The organism is Clostridium chromiireducens, from assembly GCF_002029255.1.
GTDB classification, from domain to species: domain Bacteria; phylum Bacillota; class Clostridia; order Clostridiales; family Clostridiaceae; genus Clostridium; species Clostridium chromiireducens.
In genome coordinates this window covers 43,258-62,442 of sequence record NZ_MZGT01000023.1, presented here as the reverse complement: position 1 = coordinate 62,442, position 19,185 = coordinate 43,258, and the positions used below count along the sequence as shown (strand labels likewise).

17 protein-coding genes are annotated in these 19,185 nt (G+C 29.6%); 12 read left to right on the top strand and 5 right to left on the bottom strand.

Translation table 11 applies throughout. The features are described from left to right. The first annotated feature begins 68 nt into the window (after nt 1-68). From CLCHR_RS10090 to CLCHR_RS10050, 10 genes are all read left to right on the top strand, one after another. On the top strand, nt 69-977 hold the full coding sequence (locus CLCHR_RS10090) for an alpha/beta hydrolase (protein ID WP_079439586.1): 909 nt from the start codon (nt 69-71) through the stop codon (nt 975-977). A 411-nt stretch (nt 978-1,388) separates the two neighbouring features. Further along, the gene (locus CLCHR_RS25450) at nt 1,389-3,215 is read left to right on the top strand and encodes an N-acetylmuramoyl-L-alanine amidase family protein (RefSeq protein ID WP_278336996.1); all 1,827 of its coding nucleotides are present in this window, start codon (nt 1,389-1,391) and stop codon (nt 3,213-3,215) included. A 213-nt stretch (nt 3,216-3,428) separates the two neighbouring features. Beyond that, nucleotides 3,429-4,124 carry a GntR family transcriptional regulator gene (locus CLCHR_RS10080; RefSeq protein ID WP_079439585.1) on the top strand — a complete coding sequence of 232 codons (696 nt, stop codon included), beginning with the start codon at nt 3,429-3,431 and terminating at the stop codon, nt 4,122-4,124. A gap of 105 nt (nt 4,125-4,229) precedes the next feature. After that, entirely contained in the window at nt 4,230-5,279 is a 1,050-nt protein-coding gene (locus CLCHR_RS10075) for an AraC family transcriptional regulator (RefSeq protein WP_079439584.1), read from the top strand. A 97-nt stretch (nt 5,280-5,376) separates the two neighbouring features. Then, nucleotides 5,377-5,586 carry a hypothetical protein gene (locus tag CLCHR_RS10070; protein WP_079439583.1) on the top strand — a complete coding sequence of 70 codons (210 nt, stop codon included), beginning with the start codon at nt 5,377-5,379 and terminating at the stop codon, nt 5,584-5,586. A gap of 37 nt (nt 5,587-5,623) precedes the next feature. Beyond that, on the top strand, nt 5,624-7,927 hold the full coding sequence (locus CLCHR_RS10065) for a glycoside hydrolase family 2 protein (RefSeq protein ID WP_079439582.1): 2,304 nt from the start codon (nt 5,624-5,626) through the stop codon (nt 7,925-7,927). 250 nt (nt 7,928-8,177) lie between these two features. Beyond that, nucleotides 8,178-9,440 (top strand): NAD(P)-dependent oxidoreductase, encoded by a 1,263-nt coding sequence (locus CLCHR_RS10060; RefSeq protein WP_079439581.1) that lies wholly within the window; start codon nt 8,178-8,180, stop codon nt 9,438-9,440. A 16-nt stretch (nt 9,441-9,456) separates the two neighbouring features. After that, nucleotides 9,457-9,627 carry an HIT family protein gene (locus CLCHR_RS24755; RefSeq protein WP_169896783.1) on the top strand — a complete coding sequence of 57 codons (171 nt, stop codon included), beginning with the start codon at nt 9,457-9,459 and terminating at the stop codon, nt 9,625-9,627. Nucleotides 9,628-9,646: 19 nt separating this feature from the next. Next, a complete protein-coding gene (locus tag CLCHR_RS10055) occupies nt 9,647-10,099 on the top strand; it encodes a NanQ anomerase/TabA/YiaL family protein (protein ID WP_079439580.1) in 453 nt (150 codons plus the stop codon). Between the two features lie 203 nt (nt 10,100-10,302). Next, complete coding sequence (locus tag CLCHR_RS10050) at nt 10,303-11,025, top strand: phosphatase (RefSeq protein ID WP_079439579.1); 723 nt, start codon at nt 10,303-10,305, stop codon at nt 11,023-11,025. A gap of 311 nt (nt 11,026-11,336) precedes the next feature. Here the strand turns inward: CLCHR_RS10050 and CLCHR_RS10045 are convergent, their stop codons facing one another. The 4 genes from CLCHR_RS10045 to CLCHR_RS10030 all read right to left on the bottom strand — a co-directional run bounded on the left by CLCHR_RS10045 (nt 11,337) and on the right by CLCHR_RS10030 (nt 16,163). Continuing rightward, nucleotides 11,337-12,194: an SDR family oxidoreductase gene (locus tag CLCHR_RS10045; protein WP_079439578.1), complete on the bottom strand. Its 858-nt coding sequence runs from the start codon at nt 12,192-12,194 to the stop codon at nt 11,337-11,339. A 14-nt stretch (nt 12,195-12,208) separates the two neighbouring features. Beyond that, a complete protein-coding gene (gene uxuA, locus CLCHR_RS10040; protein WP_079439577.1) occupies nt 12,209-13,255 on the bottom strand; it encodes a mannonate dehydratase in 1,047 nt (348 codons plus the stop codon). Nucleotides 13,256-13,259: 4 nt separating this feature from the next. Next, nucleotides 13,260-14,663 carry a glucuronate isomerase gene (gene uxaC, locus CLCHR_RS10035; RefSeq protein ID WP_139376222.1) on the bottom strand — a complete coding sequence of 468 codons (1,404 nt, stop codon included), beginning with the start codon at nt 14,661-14,663 and terminating at the stop codon, nt 13,260-13,262. A gap of 438 nt (nt 14,664-15,101) precedes the next feature. Further along, entirely contained in the window at nt 15,102-16,163 is a 1,062-nt protein-coding gene (locus CLCHR_RS10030) for a galactose ABC transporter substrate-binding protein (RefSeq protein ID WP_079439576.1), read from the bottom strand. Between the two features lie 324 nt (nt 16,164-16,487). Between CLCHR_RS10030 and CLCHR_RS10025 the strand changes: the two genes are divergently transcribed. Next, nucleotides 16,488-17,102 carry a substrate-binding domain-containing protein gene (locus CLCHR_RS10025; RefSeq protein ID WP_242966009.1) on the top strand — a complete coding sequence of 205 codons (615 nt, stop codon included), beginning with the start codon at nt 16,488-16,490 and terminating at the stop codon, nt 17,100-17,102. A gap of 484 nt (nt 17,103-17,586) precedes the next feature. Here CLCHR_RS10025 and CLCHR_RS10020 read toward each other — a convergent pair whose 3' ends face one another. Continuing rightward, on the bottom strand, nt 17,587-18,120 hold the full coding sequence (locus tag CLCHR_RS10020) for a hypothetical protein (RefSeq protein WP_079439574.1): 534 nt from the start codon (nt 18,118-18,120) through the stop codon (nt 17,587-17,589). A gap of 353 nt (nt 18,121-18,473) precedes the next feature. Here CLCHR_RS10020 and CLCHR_RS10015 point away from each other — a divergent pair, with 353 nt between their 5' ends. Then, nucleotides 18,474-19,148, top strand: a complete 675-nt coding sequence (locus tag CLCHR_RS10015; protein WP_079439573.1) for a nitrite/sulfite reductase domain-containing protein — start codon at nt 18,474-18,476, stop codon at nt 19,146-19,148. The last annotated feature ends 37 nt before the right edge of the window (nt 19,149-19,185 follow it).

Genomic DNA, 19,185 nt, shown 5'->3' with positions numbered 1-19,185 from the left:
TACTCAATGGTGGGTCATTTGAGTAGTGCATGTTTGGATAAAAATAATTTAATCTAGGAGGAACAACAATGATTTGTGAAAAAATACAACTTTGGGAAGATAATGAACATGGTTTTATAGAAACATATATTCCTAATAATTCAGAAGAAATTAAATATGATAAAAAAAGGCCAACAATTATAGTTTGCCCAGGTGGAGCATTTTTAGCAACTACGGATAGAGAAGCTGAACCAGTAGCAATGAGATTTGTTGCACAAGGGTATAATGCAATTGTGCTTAGATATAACACATATTTTGGTAAGAAGGTTATGGATCGTAAAAATCCACCAAAGGGTAATGATAAATCTGCTTATCCACAACCTCTGTTTGATATAGCAAAAGCTATGCTTATAGTACGTGAAAATGCAGAAAACTGGCTTGTAGATAACGATAAGATTGTATTATGCGGTTTTTCAGCAGGTGGAAATGTTGTAGCTAATTTGGGAGTGCATTGGCAGGATGAGTTATTAAAAGAAAAATTTAATGTGGATAGCGAATTGTTTAAGCCTAATGCAATTATAATTGGTTATGGTGTAACAGATCATATGGCAATGAAAAAAGGAGTAAGTACTAATAATGAGGGAGCTAAAAAATTTGCAGTGCTTGCTAATAAAGCAGCCTTTGGAAAAGAATATCCGTCAGATGAAGAACTTATGAATGCAAGTCCTGCGACTTATGTATCAGAAAAAGTTCCACCAACATTTATTTGGCATACAGCTGATGACTCAGTTGTTTATGTAACTAACTCATTAAATTTTGCATCAAAGCTAAGCGAACATAAAGTACCTTATGAACTTCACATATTTGAAACAGGGGTACATGGATTATCGCTTTGTGATGAAACCACAGCAGCTAGGGCTGAAGATATGAATCATGGATGTAAAATATGGTTTGATTTAGCTATAAAATGGCTAAAGAAACATGATATAAAACTTTAGAATTAGATAAACTTAATGCTTTTTAGTAGCTTTAATTTAAAATATTACATCACATGAAGATTTAACTAATTTATAGTTGAAATTTATGAGATATATAAGGAAGCTGTTGCAAAATTAACAGAGTTAGTTTTGTGGCAGCTTTTTTAAAAATGAAAATGGGGCTATTGGACTAAAGTGCAGGCTCTTTTTCTTGTAAAAAATAAATTTCAAGCTATATAAGTAGTTTAAGAGCTATAGAAAACATAATTATGTTAATAAAAATATATTAAATGCAATATTTTTATACAATATATCAAAATAGTTAATGTTATATTATTGTCAACAATATAGAATATACGTATAAAAGTGAAAACGTTTTGCTTATAAGCAACTATATTAAAAATAATAATTATGAATTCGGGGGAATTAATTATGTTAAAAAGAAATTTAAATGTTATAAGCTTACTGGTGGCAGCCACGTCTATTATGTCAGCAGTACCAGCAATGGCTGAAGATGTTAAGACAGTTGAAACATTAGATGGAACTGTTCAAAGTGCTAAAGCTTATGGAAATGGCGTGTTCTTAGTTTATGGATACAAAGCTGATAATGATGATACAAGCATATACAGTGCTACAGCTGATGGAAAGTTTAATAAAATAGATGGTTTAGATTCAAGTGATTTTGATACACAATTTGGTGACGCAGCTAAGGGTCAGTATATACCAGTTGGTGATTATGATGAAAAATACTTAGATATGAATAACAACTTTAAAATTATAGAGGATGATTTGAACCAAACTCAGCTTGATGATGCAGCAAAGAAATTAAAGAAAAAAATTAAAAAGGATAATGATGGAAGATTTGAAGAAAGTTTTTATGAAAATACAACTCCTCAACCAACTCAAAAACGACCTGGAGCAGATTCACGTTATCCATATCTTGATGGATTTTCAGGAAAATGGTCTCATTATAAGTATAAATTAAATGATATTCTAATTGGAGATAAGCTTAGTGGGAAAAGTGAATCAACTTCAATGATATATTCTGATTTGGATGGAAATTATGTTGATGCAGATTATAATTTAGGAAATCTTACAGTTTCAACAACAAGTGCTAGCGTGAAAATTCATAATACTTATAAAACTTATGAGATAATTGATGATGGAGTAACTTATGAGTTAAAAGCAGAGGTTGGAGAAGTTGGCGGAAACTCATTCTTATCTGAGGGGTATAGTGATATGTATAGAACGGTTAACCTTACTATATACAAAAAAGTAAAAGGCTCGGATGATAGTACATATAGAGTTGTAACAGGAGATGTATATTTTGGAAGCGGTAATAATAAGCATAAGGTGGCAACTAATGGGGATGGTTCTGTAAAAGTAATACAGAATTTTTCAAAAGAACAGGCTTCAGACACAATAGATGGAATTAAGTATCCTAAGACTTCAGAAATTTATTTTCCTACAGATGAGGATGGAAATAGTGAAGATGTATTAGGACTTAAAACTGGTAGTAGATATGCTCAACCAATGATATTATCAGGACAAAAAGGCATGACTAGTTTATTTCTGGATATTACAAACAATAAAGTATATGCAGAAACTATTAGTTTAAAACAAAAGAACGGATATAGATACATAGATAAGAGTGACGATGATAGCCTAGATATTGAACAAGGTTCAAGCTCCATTGCAAAACCTTCTGGTAATTTATGGGCTGTAAGTAAAGGATATATTTACGCATATGATCAAACTAAAAATGCTTTTGTAAAACAATACAAAGTAGATAGATCTATGAATAAAATATCTATGAGCGGAACTAATAATGTAATTGTATGGAATGAAGATAAAAATGCATATTCAATTATATATAATAAGCCAGCAGCTGGAGCGGCTGGAAGTGCAACTCAAAATACAACAACTGGAGCAGCGGTAGTAGTTGGAGGTGCAGCTAAAGCTGGATGGTTAAAAAATACAGATAGTACTTGGTCTTATATTAAGGCTGATGGAACTAAGTTTATTGGATGGATGAAAGACAACGAAAAGTGGTATTATATAAAATCTAATGGAGTTATGGCTACAGGCTGGATAAATGATAATGGGACTTGGTATTATTTAAATATATCGGGAGATATGAAAACTGGATGGATTAACGATAATGGAAATTGGTACTATTGTGATGCGTCAGGAGCCATGTTAGCCAATACTAGTGTTGATGGATATACATTAGGTAATGATGGGGCATGGATTAAATAATAAATCAATTTAAATAAATTCTCAGCTAGAAATTGAAGAATCTTAGCTGGGAATTTATTTCATAGATATTCAATATATGGCTAAAGGTTCAGATAAAATGGCTATACAAATGTAGGAGATATGAAAACTACAGTTGATTATGATGCAGAAAAAGATATTTTATCTGGTACAGCAAATGGGAGATTTTATTAATATTTTAAAGTGGGAGGAGTTATGAATTTTTCAGAAAGGCTTAAAAACGAAAACGCTAAAGAATATGCATATAGAGTTTTAAAAAGCAATATTATGTCATTAGAACTTAGGCCAGGTCAAAAAATTAGTGAATCAGAGTTGGAACAACAATTAAATATTTCAAGAACTCCTATTAGAGAAATATTAATTAGATTAAGAGAAGAAGATCTAATAGAAGTAAAACCTCAACAAGGTACATATGTCTCGCTATTGAAAATGGAATATATTGAAGAAGCATTTTTTATGAGCTATCATTTAGAAAAAGAAGTACTAAAATTGGCTTGTGATAGTTTTCCAAAAGAAAAGTTAATTGAGCTGGAGAGAAATTTGATAGAGCAGAAATTTATTTTAGAAAAGCAGGATAAAAAAATGGAATTCAACCTATTGGATAGTAATTTTCATGAGATAATATTTTCAGGTGTGAATTTTAAAAAAATTTGGAAAACTATACTTAAGATAAGCACTCACTATAATAGATTTAGATTTATACCAGACTTAAAATACGGCAGTAAGTATTTTGTTGAGAAGAACGAAAAAATCTTTTATATAATAAAAAATAGAGATAGTGTAGCAATTGAACCATTATTATTGGATTATTTAAATGAAAATACAAATCAATTAAGGCAGTTTCTGGAGGAAAATCATAAATATAAAGGTTACTTTAAACAAGATTATTAAAAAAAAAATATTTCTAAAATTGTTAGCTAAAAAATGGAGGTGAATTCTTAAAAAGTTGGTACCTGTATCAAATGTTGATAATAACAGTTAGAGGAGACAAGATTTATGAAAATTAACGACTTTGATGAACTGATTAAATATTTAGATGAAGATACAAATGCAGAAAAGAATATAATAAGAAGCAATTATAGACTTAGTTCTAATATAGGTGAATATGATAATGGGAGTAAGATAATTATTAATGAGGACAAAGAAGGTATAAATACATCTTTTCCAAATGAGGAATTAACTGAGGCCAAATTTGCAATAAAAAGAAAACTCAGATATTGCAATATTAGTGAACATAGACATGAATATATTGAAATTACATATGTTTTAAAAGGTGAGTTAGTGCAAAGTATTGAAGGCCAAAAATATAAGATGAAAAAAGGGGGCTTTTGCATTTTTGATAAGAATACTAAACATTCATCAGAAGCTATTAATAAAAATAATATAATAATAAATATGTTACTTACTCCTAAATTCTTTGACGGTGTGTTCATACATCTTCTTTCTGATGATAACTATATTTCAAATTTTATTGTTAATACTCTGTATTCAATGAATACTACACAAAATTTTATAAAATATCATATTAAAGAAGAAACAACTTTACATATAATTCTGCAGAATTTGTTAATAGAATATTTTTCAGAAAGCACAAGATCCAAAGCTGCAATAAATGGATATTTGTTAATACTTTTTGTGGAGCTTTCAAGAGCCATAACTAAAAGTAATGAAGAATTTATTAATAAGTCCCATAAAGCAATAAAAGAAGAAGTTTTTAATTATTTGAGGGAAAATTTTACGGATACCAATCTAAAAAGAATGGCTGAACATTTTCATTTTCACCCTAGTTATTTAAGTAATCTTATTAAAAAGGAATTTGGAAAGAATTTAAAAGACTTGCTCATGGAAATTAGAATGTCGGAAGTCTGTAATTTGCTTGAATATACTAATATGACTATAGAGACAATAATAAATAAAATAGGCTATACCAATAACAGTTATTTTTATAAAGTATTTAGGAAGCAATATGGTTGTACTCCTATAGATTATAGAAACAAAATAATTATAAATCATGTTAATAACACAATAACAAAATCTATATTTTAAGAAGAACTTGAGATTTAGATATATTTATATTAATAAAAGACATATTGATATTAATCTTAAACGGTGTGCAAACAATATCTTTATTATAAAATTGAAAATGGCTTACTTTACAGATGATGAACCAACTAATACTCTATTTTGGACAACATTGTTATTATATTTAGCAGCGCCTTTATTTAGTGACTTAGTAAGTGTAATTTCTATGGAATTTTATAGAATAGATCACGGTGCATACAAGGAAATATGTGATAATAAAACTGATGAGTCAGTTGAAAATGGGAAAGAGCTTAAAAGTGAGAACGTATAAAAATTAATAAAATATTATATTAGAATAGGTGAATAGTATGAAAATAATTGATTTAAATGAAAAGTGGAAATTTACAAAAATAAATGATGTAAAAAATTCTAATGAAGAAATTGCGGAGTTTGATGACATAATATTGCCTCATTGCTGGAATGCAGAAGATGGACAGTCTGGAGAAGGCGGTTTTTACAGAGGTCAATGCTGGTATCAAAGAAAAATTAATATTAGCGAGGACGAGATTAAGAAAAACCTATTTTTAGAAATAGGAGCAGCTGGTAATGTTTCAGAAGTATATATAAATGGACAACTAGCAGGAGGCAGCAAATGCGGATTTTCAATGTATAGAGTTGCGTTAAATTCCTTTATAAAGTGTGGAGATAATCTTATAGCTATAATGGTGGATAATAGCAGACATGAAGATGTATATCCATTAATGGCTGACTTTACGTTTTATGGTGGTTTATATCGTGATGTGAAACTTATAATAACTGAAGCAGTACATTTTGACTTGTTGGATGGTAGCAGGGATGGAATATATTTAACACAAAACAGTATTAATGAAAATACCTTTGAATTTAAAGTAAGTGGTAGAGTTGTAAATGAATTGGCTAAATTAGAAAATGTACAAATAAAGTTTAATCTCTGTGATAAGGAACAAAAAATAGTATTAAATAAAACTATTGATATTGAAGTAGAAAAGGATTCTGACTTTGAACTATCAGAACAAATTTCAGATATAATTTGCTGGCAAGGAGTAGAAAATCCTTATCTTTATACCTTAAAAGCTGAACTAATCTGTGATAAAGAAGTTTATGATGTACGAGATATAGAAATAGGATTTAGAAAAATTGAAGTTACACCAGATAAAGGAGTAGTTCTAAATGGTAAGCCTGTAAAATTAAATGGAGTTAGCCGTCATCAAGATTTTGGTGGGGTTGGAAATGCTATAACAAAAGAACATATGGATTTAGATATGTCTCTAATTAAAGAAATAGGAGCTAACAGCATTAGGCTTTCCCATTATCAACATGATGATTATTTTTATACACTTTGCGACCGCGAGGGTATGCTTGTGTGGGCAGAAATTCCGTTTATAAGTGTACCTACAACTACAGATGAAGAAAACAAAAATGCTAAAGAACAGTTAGATAAACTTATTAAACAAGCATATAATCATAGTTCAATATACTGCTGGGGAGTACAAAATGAAATTACAATAGCAGTTGAAAATGAAAAAATTTATGAAAAGGTTAGAGAACTTGAAGCTATAGCTAAGGAATTAGATTCAAGCAGAGTTACTGCTTCAGCTAATATTTATTCAGTTGAAGATGAAAGTCCATTAAATGAGATAACTGATGTACTTGGCTATAATTTATATTATGGTTGGTATTATGGAAAAATGGAGGATTTAGGAGAAAGACTTGAAAAATTCCATGAGGCAAGACCAAATATTCCAGTTTTAGTTTCGGAATATGGAGTAGATACTAATCCTAAGTTCCATTCTTATAATCCAACAGTTAAGGATTATACAGAAGAATATCAAATGTTATTTCATGATAATGCACTTAAGACAATTAATGAAAAACCTTTCGTTTTAGGTGGATATGTTTGGAATATGTTCGATTTTGGAAGTTCTAATAGAAATGAAGGCGGAGAAAAGGGTAAAAATCAAAAAGGTTTTGTTACTATAGATAGAAAGATTAAAAAAGATGCTTTTTATTTATATAAGGCTAATTGGTCAAATGTTCCTTTTGTTCATTTAGCAGGAAAGAGATTTGTTAATAGGCATGAAGCTTTAAATGACATAACTGTAATATCAAATTTAGATACTATAAAACTTTTTGTCAATGAAGAATTTATAGGGGAAATAAATTCAAATGAAGCAATTAAGACATTAAAGGATGTTAAATTAGCTTTAGGAGAAAATATCATAAGAGCTGAAGGTTATGACAAAGCAGAAATTATTTATGAAGATCACATGATAATTAATCATGTTTCTGAAGTGGATAAAAGCTATGTATATGTTAAAGTTGAAGATAAAGGTCTTGTAACGAATTGGTTTGAAAAATTTGATTTAACTAATGTTCAAGAAGTTAACCTTAAAGAAGGATATTACTCAACTTTTGATACAATAAAAGAATTGTATGAAAATGAAGCAGCAAAGGCAATATTTTTAAAGTATTTTAGTCATATGGCAGATAGCCCAAGAATGCAGGAAATGATGGGAGTAACGTCTATAGATAGGATGTCTAAAATCTCACAACTTAATATACCAAAAGAGATTTTGCCTGTTATTAATAGGGAATTAAATGAAATACCTAAAAACAATATTACGATAAATTAAGAAAAATTCAAAGCAAATAGAAGATCATCCTTATTAAGGATGTTTTTCTATTATCTAAATCAAATTTAAATAAGCAGAAATATGAACAATGTTTGAAAGCTATGCAGTAATAATAACATTTTTTTGAATTTATATTATATGGATAATAAAAAGTAAAGTGTATATATTTCTTTAAATGATTAGTGAGAACTATTATAAACAAATTTAATGTTGAAATTGTATATTTATATGTAATCGGGGGAGTTAGATTATGGCAGATATTATTATTGAAGAAGCTAAAAGGTGCTTGAAATGTAAAAAACCATTATGCAAAGTCGGATGTCCTGTTAATACATCTTTTAATGAGGTTGTGAAGTTATTTTTAGAAGGAAGTATTATAAAAGCTGGAGAAATGCTTTTTAATAACAATCCACTTTCAGTAGTGTGCTCGCTAGTATGTCCACATTCAAATCAGTGTGAAGGTAGTTGTGTATTGGGAAAGAAGGGAAACTCGATTAAAGTAAGTATGGTAGAACATTATATATCAGATTACTATTTAAACTTTATTTCTTCAGAGGTGAAAAATAATAATAATAATAATAAAGTTGCAATTGTTGGATCAGGACCTGCAGGAATTACTATTGCTATTATTCTAGCTTCTAAAGGTTATGATATTACTATTTTTGAAGCGCATGATAAAATAGGAGGAGTTTTAAGATATGGAATTCCAGAATTCAGATTACCCAAAACTATTTTAGATAAACTTAGAGACAAATTAATCAGCATGGGAGTTAAAATAAGACCTAATACTTTAATTGGTACAGCTATAAAAGTGGATGATTTATTTAGAGACGGTTATAAAGCTATATTTATTGGCACTGGAGTTTGGAATCCCAAGGGATTAGGAATAAAGGGAGAAACTTTAGGGAATGTTCATTATGCAATTGATTATTTAAAGAGTCCAGAAGTATACGATTTGGGAAAAAGAGTATGTGTAATAGGGGCAGGGAATGTAGCAATGGATGTTGCAAGGACTGCCTTAAGAAGTGGTTCAAAGGAAGTCTATATAATGTATAGAAAAGGCGCCGGCAGTATGCAAGCCGATGAAGTCGAAATTGAGTACGCAAAGCTTGAAGGTGTTAGATTTAATTTTTATCAATCACCATTAGAGGTTGTTGATAATGGTGTGAAATATATTAAGACTGAAGTAGCCGGCATAGACGATGAGGAAAAAGAAGTGATACAGGAAATAGAAGGAACAGAGTCAATTTTTGAATGTCATTCTGTGATTTTAGCAATAGGACAGAAGCCTAGAACAAACATAGTTTCAAGTTCAAAAGGCATAGAAGTGAATCGTGGCGGTTTAGTAATTACTGACGAGTGCGGAAGAACCACGAGGGAAGGTGTGTTTGCTTCTGGCGATGTTGTAACTGGAGCTAAAACAGTTGTAGAGGCAGTTAGAGTATCAAAAATAGTTGCTGATGCTATTGATGAATATATTTGTAAAAGAGATATTAAAAAAATTATAATGTAAGTTTAGAGAAGATATTATGAATTATGAAGCATATTCTGATAAATTGCCTCATCTTCATTTTCATATAGTACCTAAGTATGAAAATGGTCTTAACTGGGGAAGCACATTTGAAATGAATCCTGGAAAAGTATATTTGAATGATGAAGAATACAGTGAAATAATGAATACTATAAAACAAAATTTATAAAATTTAGAGGTGAAATTCTATGGTTATTGATAAGTTAGAAAATGGAAAATGCTATTATGGGCTTGGAGTAAAGATACAAAGAGCTCTTGAATACTTAAGTAATATTAATTTAACAGAATTAGAAGCAGGAAACTATCAAATTGAAAATAACGACGTTTATGCTATGGTTTCGGAATATGAAACTAAATCAATGGAAGGTGTGTTATGGGAAGCGCATAAGAGATACATAGATGTTCAATATATGATTAAGGGTTCAGAAAAAATGGGATATACCAATGTAGATAACATAAAAGTTACTATTGATTATGATTCGAAAAAAGATATTTTATTTGGTACAGCAAATGGAGACTTTGTTACTGTTCAAGAGGGAATGTTTATTATATTTACTCCAGAAGATGGTCATATGCCATCCATAAATGTAGAAAAGTCTAAAAAAGTGAAAAAAGTGGTAGTTAAAGTTCTTGCCGATTAAGATAATGAATAATCTAATAAGAATGCATTAATAAAACGTAAGAGCAACATTTCTATAAAAAAATCAAAATAGTTGAAGATATATTTTAGTAAAAGTTATAAACTATACTACAGAGTATAAAGTTTATAACTTTTACTAAGTTTTAGCCAAACAGAAATTGGAGTTTTTATAATCAGAGTAAACAATGTTAAAGGAGAGGCTTTATGAATTTAGTTTTTGATTTACATACACACACTATAAATAGTGGGCATGCTCATTGTACTACAATGGAAAATGCAAAATATGCTAGTGAAATAGGATTAGAGCTGTTAGGAATAACTGATCATGGACCTAAAATGCCTGGTGGACCTCATGAATGGTATTTTAATACTTTTGATGCTATGCCAAGGGAGTTATATGGCGTTACGATGCTCTATGGGTGTGAAGCAAATATTCTTGATAGTGATGGAAATATTGATTTATCAATAGATAAGCAAGAAAAGCTTGATATTATTATAGCAAGTCTCCATGATCCAGTTGTAGAAACTGGGAAGAGTCGGGAAGTTTATACCACAATGTTTTTAAATACAATGGATAATCCTAACCTACATATTTTAGGTCATATAGGAAATCCAAAGTTCCCTATATATGAAGAAGAAATAGTAAAAAAAGCAAAAGAAAAAAATATACTTATAGAAATAAATAATAAATCATTCTCTGTTAAGAGAAAAGGAAGTGATGTAATTTGCAAAAAGATTGCATTACTTTGCAAAGAATATGGTGTAAAAATTGTAGTAGGCAGTGATGCTCATTCATGTTTTGCAATTGGGGGCTTTAATGAAGCCGAGAAGTTACTCAAAGAGATAAATATGCCTGAAGCCCTTATTATGAATACAAGTAAGGATAAAATATTGAACTTTCTTAGAGAAAGAGGAAAAAACATATAAAATTATCAATTTAATGTTTAAGAATTGGAAGAGAATGCATTTGAAGAGATACACCAATATACACTTAAGTTGGTATATTTAAGTATAATTAATTAGGTATAAAGATCATGAGAAATTAACAAAAGACCCCTTTGGAATATAAAACAAAGGAGTCTTTTTCATGATCTTGTGAATATTAGAGTAAGATTTGTATATGTGAAAGGTAACAGAACTAAAATATTATCTAATGAATTTTTTCATTTACGGAGGTATGACATTTAATATATTAGTAATATTAGTCTGCTACTTTTTACAATCATTTCATTTTTTTATTAAACTCCCGAGTAAGCTGAGAAACCACCATCAATAGGTATAACTATACCATTTACAAAACTTGAAGCTTCTTCATTTACTAAGAATAAAAGTGCACCTATAAGTTCTTCAGCTTCACCAAATCTACTCATTGGAGTAGCATTTAATATTTTATGAGAACGCTCAGTATAGCTTCCATCTGCATTTTTAAGAAGTGCCTCATTTTGTTTTGTTACAAAGAAGCCAGGAGCTATAGCATTAACTCTTATGCCAACTTTTGACATATGAACTGCGAGCCACTTAGTAAAGTTTGATACTGCAGATTTTGCACCTGAGTATGCTGGTATCTTTGTAAGTGGAGTGAAAGCATTCATTGATGAAACATTGATAATGCTGCATCCTTTTTTACCAATCATATCTCTTGAAAACTCTTGTGATGGAAGTAGAGTTCCAAGGAAGTTTAAATCAAATACAAATCTAATACCATCTTCATCAAGATCAAAGAAAGTTACAAGATCTTTATTTTCTTCATATAAATCTTCTTCATATAAATATTCTTTGGTAGTTGTACCTTTTGGATTATTACCACCAGCACCGTTTATTAAAATGTCACAAGGACCAAACTTTTCTAAAATTATTTCATGAGCTTTCTTAAGGCTTGTCTTATCAAGAACATTAGCTTGAACACCTAAAGCAATTTTTCCATTAGCAACAACCTCAGCTGCTTTTCTTTCTGCATTTTCTATACTTCTATCAAGTATAGCTACTTTTGCACCACATTCAGCTAGAGCGTCAACCCAAGAGCTCCCTAGTACTCCAGCACCACCAGTTACTACTACAACTTTATTATTTAAATCTATATTAAAAGGTAATTTCATTTTATTTATCTCCTTTATTTATTAGTTTTTTCTAGAGCTTCCCATATTCCTGTAATGTACATAGCACCTAAAGCACGGTCGTATAAACCATATCCAGGTCTTCCAGTTTCACCCCAAATCATTCTTCCATGATCAGGACGAAGATATCCATCAAAGTTGTTTTTATGAAGTGCTTTCATAATTTCAACGATATCTAAAGAGCCGCAAGGTGAGTAGTGAGCACTTTCTTCAAAGCTTCCATCTTCAAGAAGTTTAACATTTCTAACATGCATGAAATGTATACGTCCTTGGGCAGAATACTTATCTACCATTTTTACGATGTCATTAAAGCTAGCTGACCCAAGAGAACCTGTACAGAAAGTAAGACCATTGTATTTACTGTCTACTAATTTTAAGAATCTGTCTAAATTCTTTTCGTTTGTAATTATTCTTGAAAGTCCAAAAATATTATATGGTGGATCATCAGGATGAATTGCCATCTTAATATCATTTTGCTCCGCAACTGGAATAATTTGTTTTAAGAAGTATTCAAGGTTACTCCATAAAACTTCTTCATCTACTTTTGAGTATTGCTCAAATAAATCCGCAAGTTGGTTTTTTGTATAGCTTGAATCCCAACCTGGAAGTGATAACTCACCAGTAAGAGGATCCATTTTTTCTAATTGGTCTTTGTAATAAACAAGAGCAGTTGAACCATCCTCTAAAACTTTATCAAGCTGAGTTCTAGTCCAATCAAATACAGGCATGAAGTTATAACAAATTACTTTAACCCCAGCTTTTGCAAGGCGTTTTATGTTTTCTTTATAATTTTCAATGTATTTATCTCTTGTAGGTAACCCAAGTTTAATGTCTTCGTGTACAGGAACACTTTCAATAACATCAAAGTTTAATCCTACACTTTCAACTTCAGCTTTTAATTTAAGTATGCTCTCATTACTCCAAACTTCTCCGACAGGAACGTCGTAAATTGCAGTTACGATACTGTCCATACTTGGAATTTGTCTAATGTATTGAAGCTTAACTGCATCGTCAGCTCCATACCATCTAAATGATAATTTCATATTATTAATCCTCCAACTCTAAATAATTTTTAATATTTTTATAGCAGATGCCTTCAGTGATTTCTTTAAGAAGTTCATAGTCGTTTTCAAATTCTCCATTGTCAACGAGTGTACCTATAAAGTTACATAATATTCTTCTAAAATACTCATGTCTTGCGTAAGATAAAAAGCTTCTTGAGTCTGTAAGCATACCAATAAAGTAAGCTAACATTCCTTGGCTTGCTATAGATTTTAAATGTTCATAAATACCTTCTTTATGGTCAATAAACCACCAGGCAGCACCAAATTGAACTTTTCCCTTAATTCCATCCTCTCCAAAGCAGTGGGGTAGTGAAGAAAGAACAATATTATCTTTTGGATTTAAAGTATAAATTGCTGTTTTGGGAAGTCTAGAATTTTCATTGATCTCATTAAGAAGTTTTGATAAGGAAGTTGCTACATTAAAATCATTCATAATATCAAAACCTGAATCTGGTCCAAGTTTTTTAAACATTGTTTCATTGTTATTTCGCATGGCTCCTATATGAAGCTGCATAACCCATCCTTTTTCATGATACTCTTTAGCGAGAATTTTAAGAGTATAGCACTTAAATTTTTCGGCATCTTCAGGAGATACCTTATCCAAATATAATCTTCTTTTAAATATCTCTGACACTTCTTCTTCTGTAGTAGAGAAATAAGATAAACTCTCAAGAGAGTGATCAGAAAGTTTGCAACCTGCTTCATGAAAATAATTTATACGCTCTTTTAATGCTTCAATTAATGTTGTATAAGAACTAGTAACTTTAATTGAAGAAATATTTGATAAGATATTTAAATAATCTATAAATCCTTCATTTAAAATATTAAGAGCTTTATCTGGTCTGAAAGTTGGAAGTACCCTAAATCCTAAATCTTTCTTTTCTGCGAGTTTCTTATGATATTCTAAATTATCAGAAGGATCATCAGTTGTACAAATTAGTTTTACATTAGAGTTTTTTATGAACTTTATTGGAGATAAATCCTCCAACTGTATTTTTTTATTGCAATGATCATATATTTTTTCAGCATTACTTTCTTTTAAAATTTCATTAACACCAAAAAAGTTTTTTAATTCTAGGTTAGTCCAGTGGTATAGTGGACTTCCTATTAACCTCTCACAGGTTCTTGCCCACATCCTAAATTTATCAAAGTTGTCTGATGCATCGCCAGTAATATACTTTTCAGGTATACCAGCATATCTCATGGCTCTCCATTTATAATGGTCAAATTCAAGAAAAATCTCAGAAATATTACTAAATACTTTATCCTCATATATTTCTTTAGAGGATAGATGACAATGAAAGTCGTAAATAGGGGCATTTTTTGCAATATCATTATAAAGAATTCTTGATGTTTCTCCATTTAGCATAAAATCTTTTCCAAACAAAATATCACCTCGTTTTAATATGTTGAAAACATAATATTTATGGTTAGTTGTACTTTAAGATAAGCACAACTAAATTAATTAGTTTATAATGGCTTACTTAAAGCGTTATTGAGTTAAACTTTTTTGTGAAACCATTTTCAACTTTGTAAGTATATTTTATATTCATAACGAAAATATAACATTAACGATTTTGATATATTGTATAAAATTATTGCTTTGAAATAAATTTCTGTTATTTAGAAAAGTAATGTTTAAAAGTAAATTTAAAGCCAGAAGATTGAATTAGGAAAACATGATGACTTTAAAGAATTAAATAGAAGAGAGGAATATGACATAGTTATCAGTAATAATTCTAAGTCCATCCTAAATAGCCGTTAAGATAATGACATTAGGGGATGGAGATCGGTAGGCAAAATAATTGTCTACCTCTTAATTGATTTATTTTTTTATATATTCCTGATAGAGTTGCGGAGTTATAATTTCTCCCTCAAGAAGTTTAAAGTTTGTATTTTCTATAGGACTTAATTTATTAATTAAGTTCATTCCTATAGTATAAAGTGCATTAGCTAAGAAGTTTACATCTTGAATAACAGTGCCTGTCATAAGCCCTTTATTAATTAAATCTTTTGCTTCAGGAAGTCCATCAATTCCAACAACTGCTATATTTTTTGTTTTATCACCTTTGTTATATCCATATTTTTGCAATGCCTCAATAGCTCCTATAGCCATAGCATCATTGTTTGAAATTATTGCTTCAATTCTAGTACCATATCTAAGAAATAAGTTTTCAATAGAAGTTTTAGCAATATCTTGAGACCAATCGGCATTTACCAGAGCAAGCTGCTCTGTTTTTATTCCTGAGTTATTAATCGTGGTAATAACATTGTTAGTTCTTTCGATTGCTACGGGATTATTAGATTTACCTTGTAATAGAACATATTGCATAATATTATCATTATTTTTATCCAAAATACTTCGGTTGGTATTCCATAAGTTTATAAGTATTTCGCCTTGAATACTGCTGATTTCACCTGTATTTTCTGAGAAAAAGGCAACCTTGTTGTAATCCTTATATACGCTTGATACTATCTGAGGAGATATTCCTATTAGAATTAGTGGAATATTTTTTTGTTTAATTCCAATAATTATGTCTTTTACTAAGTCCTCACTTGGATTAGCTGGAATAATTATAAATAAGTCAATATTATGATTAACGAGAGAACTTAGCGTTTCAGTTTGTAGAGCTGAATTATTTTTTCCATCATAGAAAGTAAATGTCATTTTATCTTTATTTTTCAGTTGAATATCTTCTAAATTTTCCTTAAGTTGTATCTCAAATGGATCATCAAAACTACGCAATAATATTGCGATATTAGCTATTTTTCTATAATCATTATTTAAAATAGAAGTAGCATATACATTGTTTATAAAATTTGTTGTTAATATGGTAGTAACTATTGTAAACAAAAGAAATGAGATTAATTTCTTAAATGTCTTCATTTTTATTCCTCCAGGTACCCTGTTTTAAATAGTGTTAGTGTTTGATTTTTATATAAAACTTATTCAATATTTTATTAGATTACAAACATGATAACTATTTTATGAAGTAAGATATTAAAGTCATGAAGTAGAAGAAGGATATGCATATGAACAATTAATCATTTAAAGATATCAATAATAAATATTTCATTAATTTTACAAGAAGAAAGTTATATTAGAGTAGGACTTTTATGTAAATATGTTTTTGTTTAATATGATTGGAGATTTACTTTAAGGTTAAATATAAGAGTTAATTATGAAGAGGGTGATACTACCTATGATGACTTGGTCAAAGTTTTTAGCCATTTAGGATGTGAGTATGAAAAGTTTGGCTATGAAATGATTAGATATTTATGGAAGAATAAAAGTATTATAGATAAAAATGGTGATGGTATTTTACAATATGTTCTTGTGAGTGGTCCAATGAGAGACTTAATATCAAATCAAAGAACACAAGGCGCTATTTCAGCAATTGAGAACTCTGGAATAAAAACAGAAAAATTTATATCATTAAACACTGATTGGAGTAAAGAAGTAGCTAAAAGTGATATTGAAAATATATACCTAACATATGGTAGAAAAGTTGAGGCGATAATTGCTAATTCTGATGACTTGGCAATAGGTGATGCTGAAGCACTTCAAAAATATGGATATAATACAGGCGAAAACTCGAACTTTATACCGGTTTTTGGAATTGGTGGGATTCCTGAAGCTAAAGAATTAATTGATAAGGGAATTATGTCTGGTACAGTTATTTTAGACTTGAAAGAGTTAGCTAATGACTTTTATGCTGTTGGAATGAACCTAGTTAATAATGTAAGTCCTATAGAAAACACAAGTTTAAAAATTGATAATAGAGGTATAATTACAATTTTACAAAATCCAAAGAAATATATATAAGGTTGTATAGTATTCTGAATTTATGAACAATGTCTGGAAAAACAATAATGAATAGAGTGAAATAATATGAAAGGTGTTTTTTATTGGGGGCTGACACTACACAGTCCCCAATTTAGATACACAATTTTCCCTAGATGTGTTTGGGATTTTAGCCAAATTATTTTTTCACAAATTTCGTTTACTCAACAACTTATAATAAAAAAATAAGTAATGATAGCTAAATTAAAAAAGATTTTTATTGAAATTATATATAAACTCAATTAATAAATTATATAGAATACTAACAGGTATTCTTAGATAAGTAATCTCAATACCTATCCAAAGATAGTGTGGGAATATAATAAAAACATCAACGTTTCATACATTCCAAACATTGATGTTTTCACTACTTGGTGCCCCATAGAAGAATCGAACTACTGAAAGAAATTATTACTCAAACTCATATAATCTTTGATCAGAATCCTAAATTTATATTTAGAATTAATTATGAAACCACAGTATATGTTTGAGTATAAGCTATCTGTTCATCACCTAATGTAAGGTAGTAATATATTGGTATCATATAAGTTGAATAAAATAGGGTTGAGGCTTCTGACACATTGTTTTCTAGTCCCCTTATTAATAATTGTTGATGTTTTAAGCTCACAATATAGCAATTAGCTATAATTACAATTTGTTCTGCAAAGAATACATCAGAAATTGAATTTGCATATTTATCGGCATGATTTACTAAATTGGTTCGAATAGTTCGAAGTTGATTAATATCACGCTGTAAAGTTGAATCTAAGGTTCTTAGCTCTTCAGGTGGAGTGTTTGCTTTTAAATTAAGCACGACTAAATTTGCTCGTATGACTTTGATTTGTTCTAAACTATTTAAAATATCTTCTTTATTCTGTAAATCTGATATCCTTGGACCATAAGGTATAGATTTAGATGGTACTTGTGCATATGCTAAATTACTCATTGATATTGTTATAAGTATTATGAGTATTACTAAACGAATTAATTTCTTATGCATGATATTCCTCCTATTATTCTACTAAATTTGTAAATGTAACAAAGTTTGCTTATTAATTTATTCTTAGTTATTTTTAATATTTTATTCCCAATATAAATTGGTCAAATTTCAAATTTTGATAACTAATAGGTAATATCCCTTGTAAAATCAGATACCTCAAATAAGTGGTTAATAATATGTGCAATTTTATATGCTGAAAGCTTTTAATTAATAAAAGTTTTTGTAAATTTAGAATATTTTGAAAATAATGCTTTGACTAGAGTTTAGAATGTGAATATGATACAATAACTAATAGATATTATTAAATAACATAAATAATCTATATTAAATATTATAATTAGGAGAGATACGCGATGAAAACTGATTTACTAGAAAAAGGTGCAATATTACAAAGGGATAAAGAAACATATGCAATTGCACCACATTTAACTGCTGGAATTGTAACTCCAGATATTTTAAGAAATCTTGCAGATGTAGCTGAAAAATATAATGCAGCTGCTATTAAAGTTACAGGAGCTCAAAGAATTGCATTAGTTGGATTAAAAGAAGAAGATTTAGATGATGCTTGGCAGGATCTAGGTATGGATCCAGGTGCCGCAGTAGGTTTATGTGTAAGAAGCATAAAAGTGTGTCCAGGAACCACTTTTTGTAAAAGAGGCCTTCAAGATTCAGTAGCGGTTGGATCAAAATTAGATAGCATATATCATGGAATGGAATTACCTAATAAATTAAAAATGGGTGTGAGTGGGTGCCCTCATAGTTGTGCAGATAGTGCATTTAAGGATATAGGATTAATAGGAAGTGGAAAAGGATGGATGTTCTATGTTGGCGGAAAAGGTGGAGCTAGACCAAGAATAGCTGATAGAATAGCACTTAGTATATCAGAAGAAAAGGTATATGATTTAATAGAAAAAGTTATTGAAATATATAGAGAAAATGCTTCTAGCAAAGAAAGATTAGGGGATTATATAGATAGAGTAGGATTAGATGAGTTCAAAGAACAAATAGATCTTAATAGTTACCTATAAATAAACATACTATAGCTTAGACTTATGCATATAACCA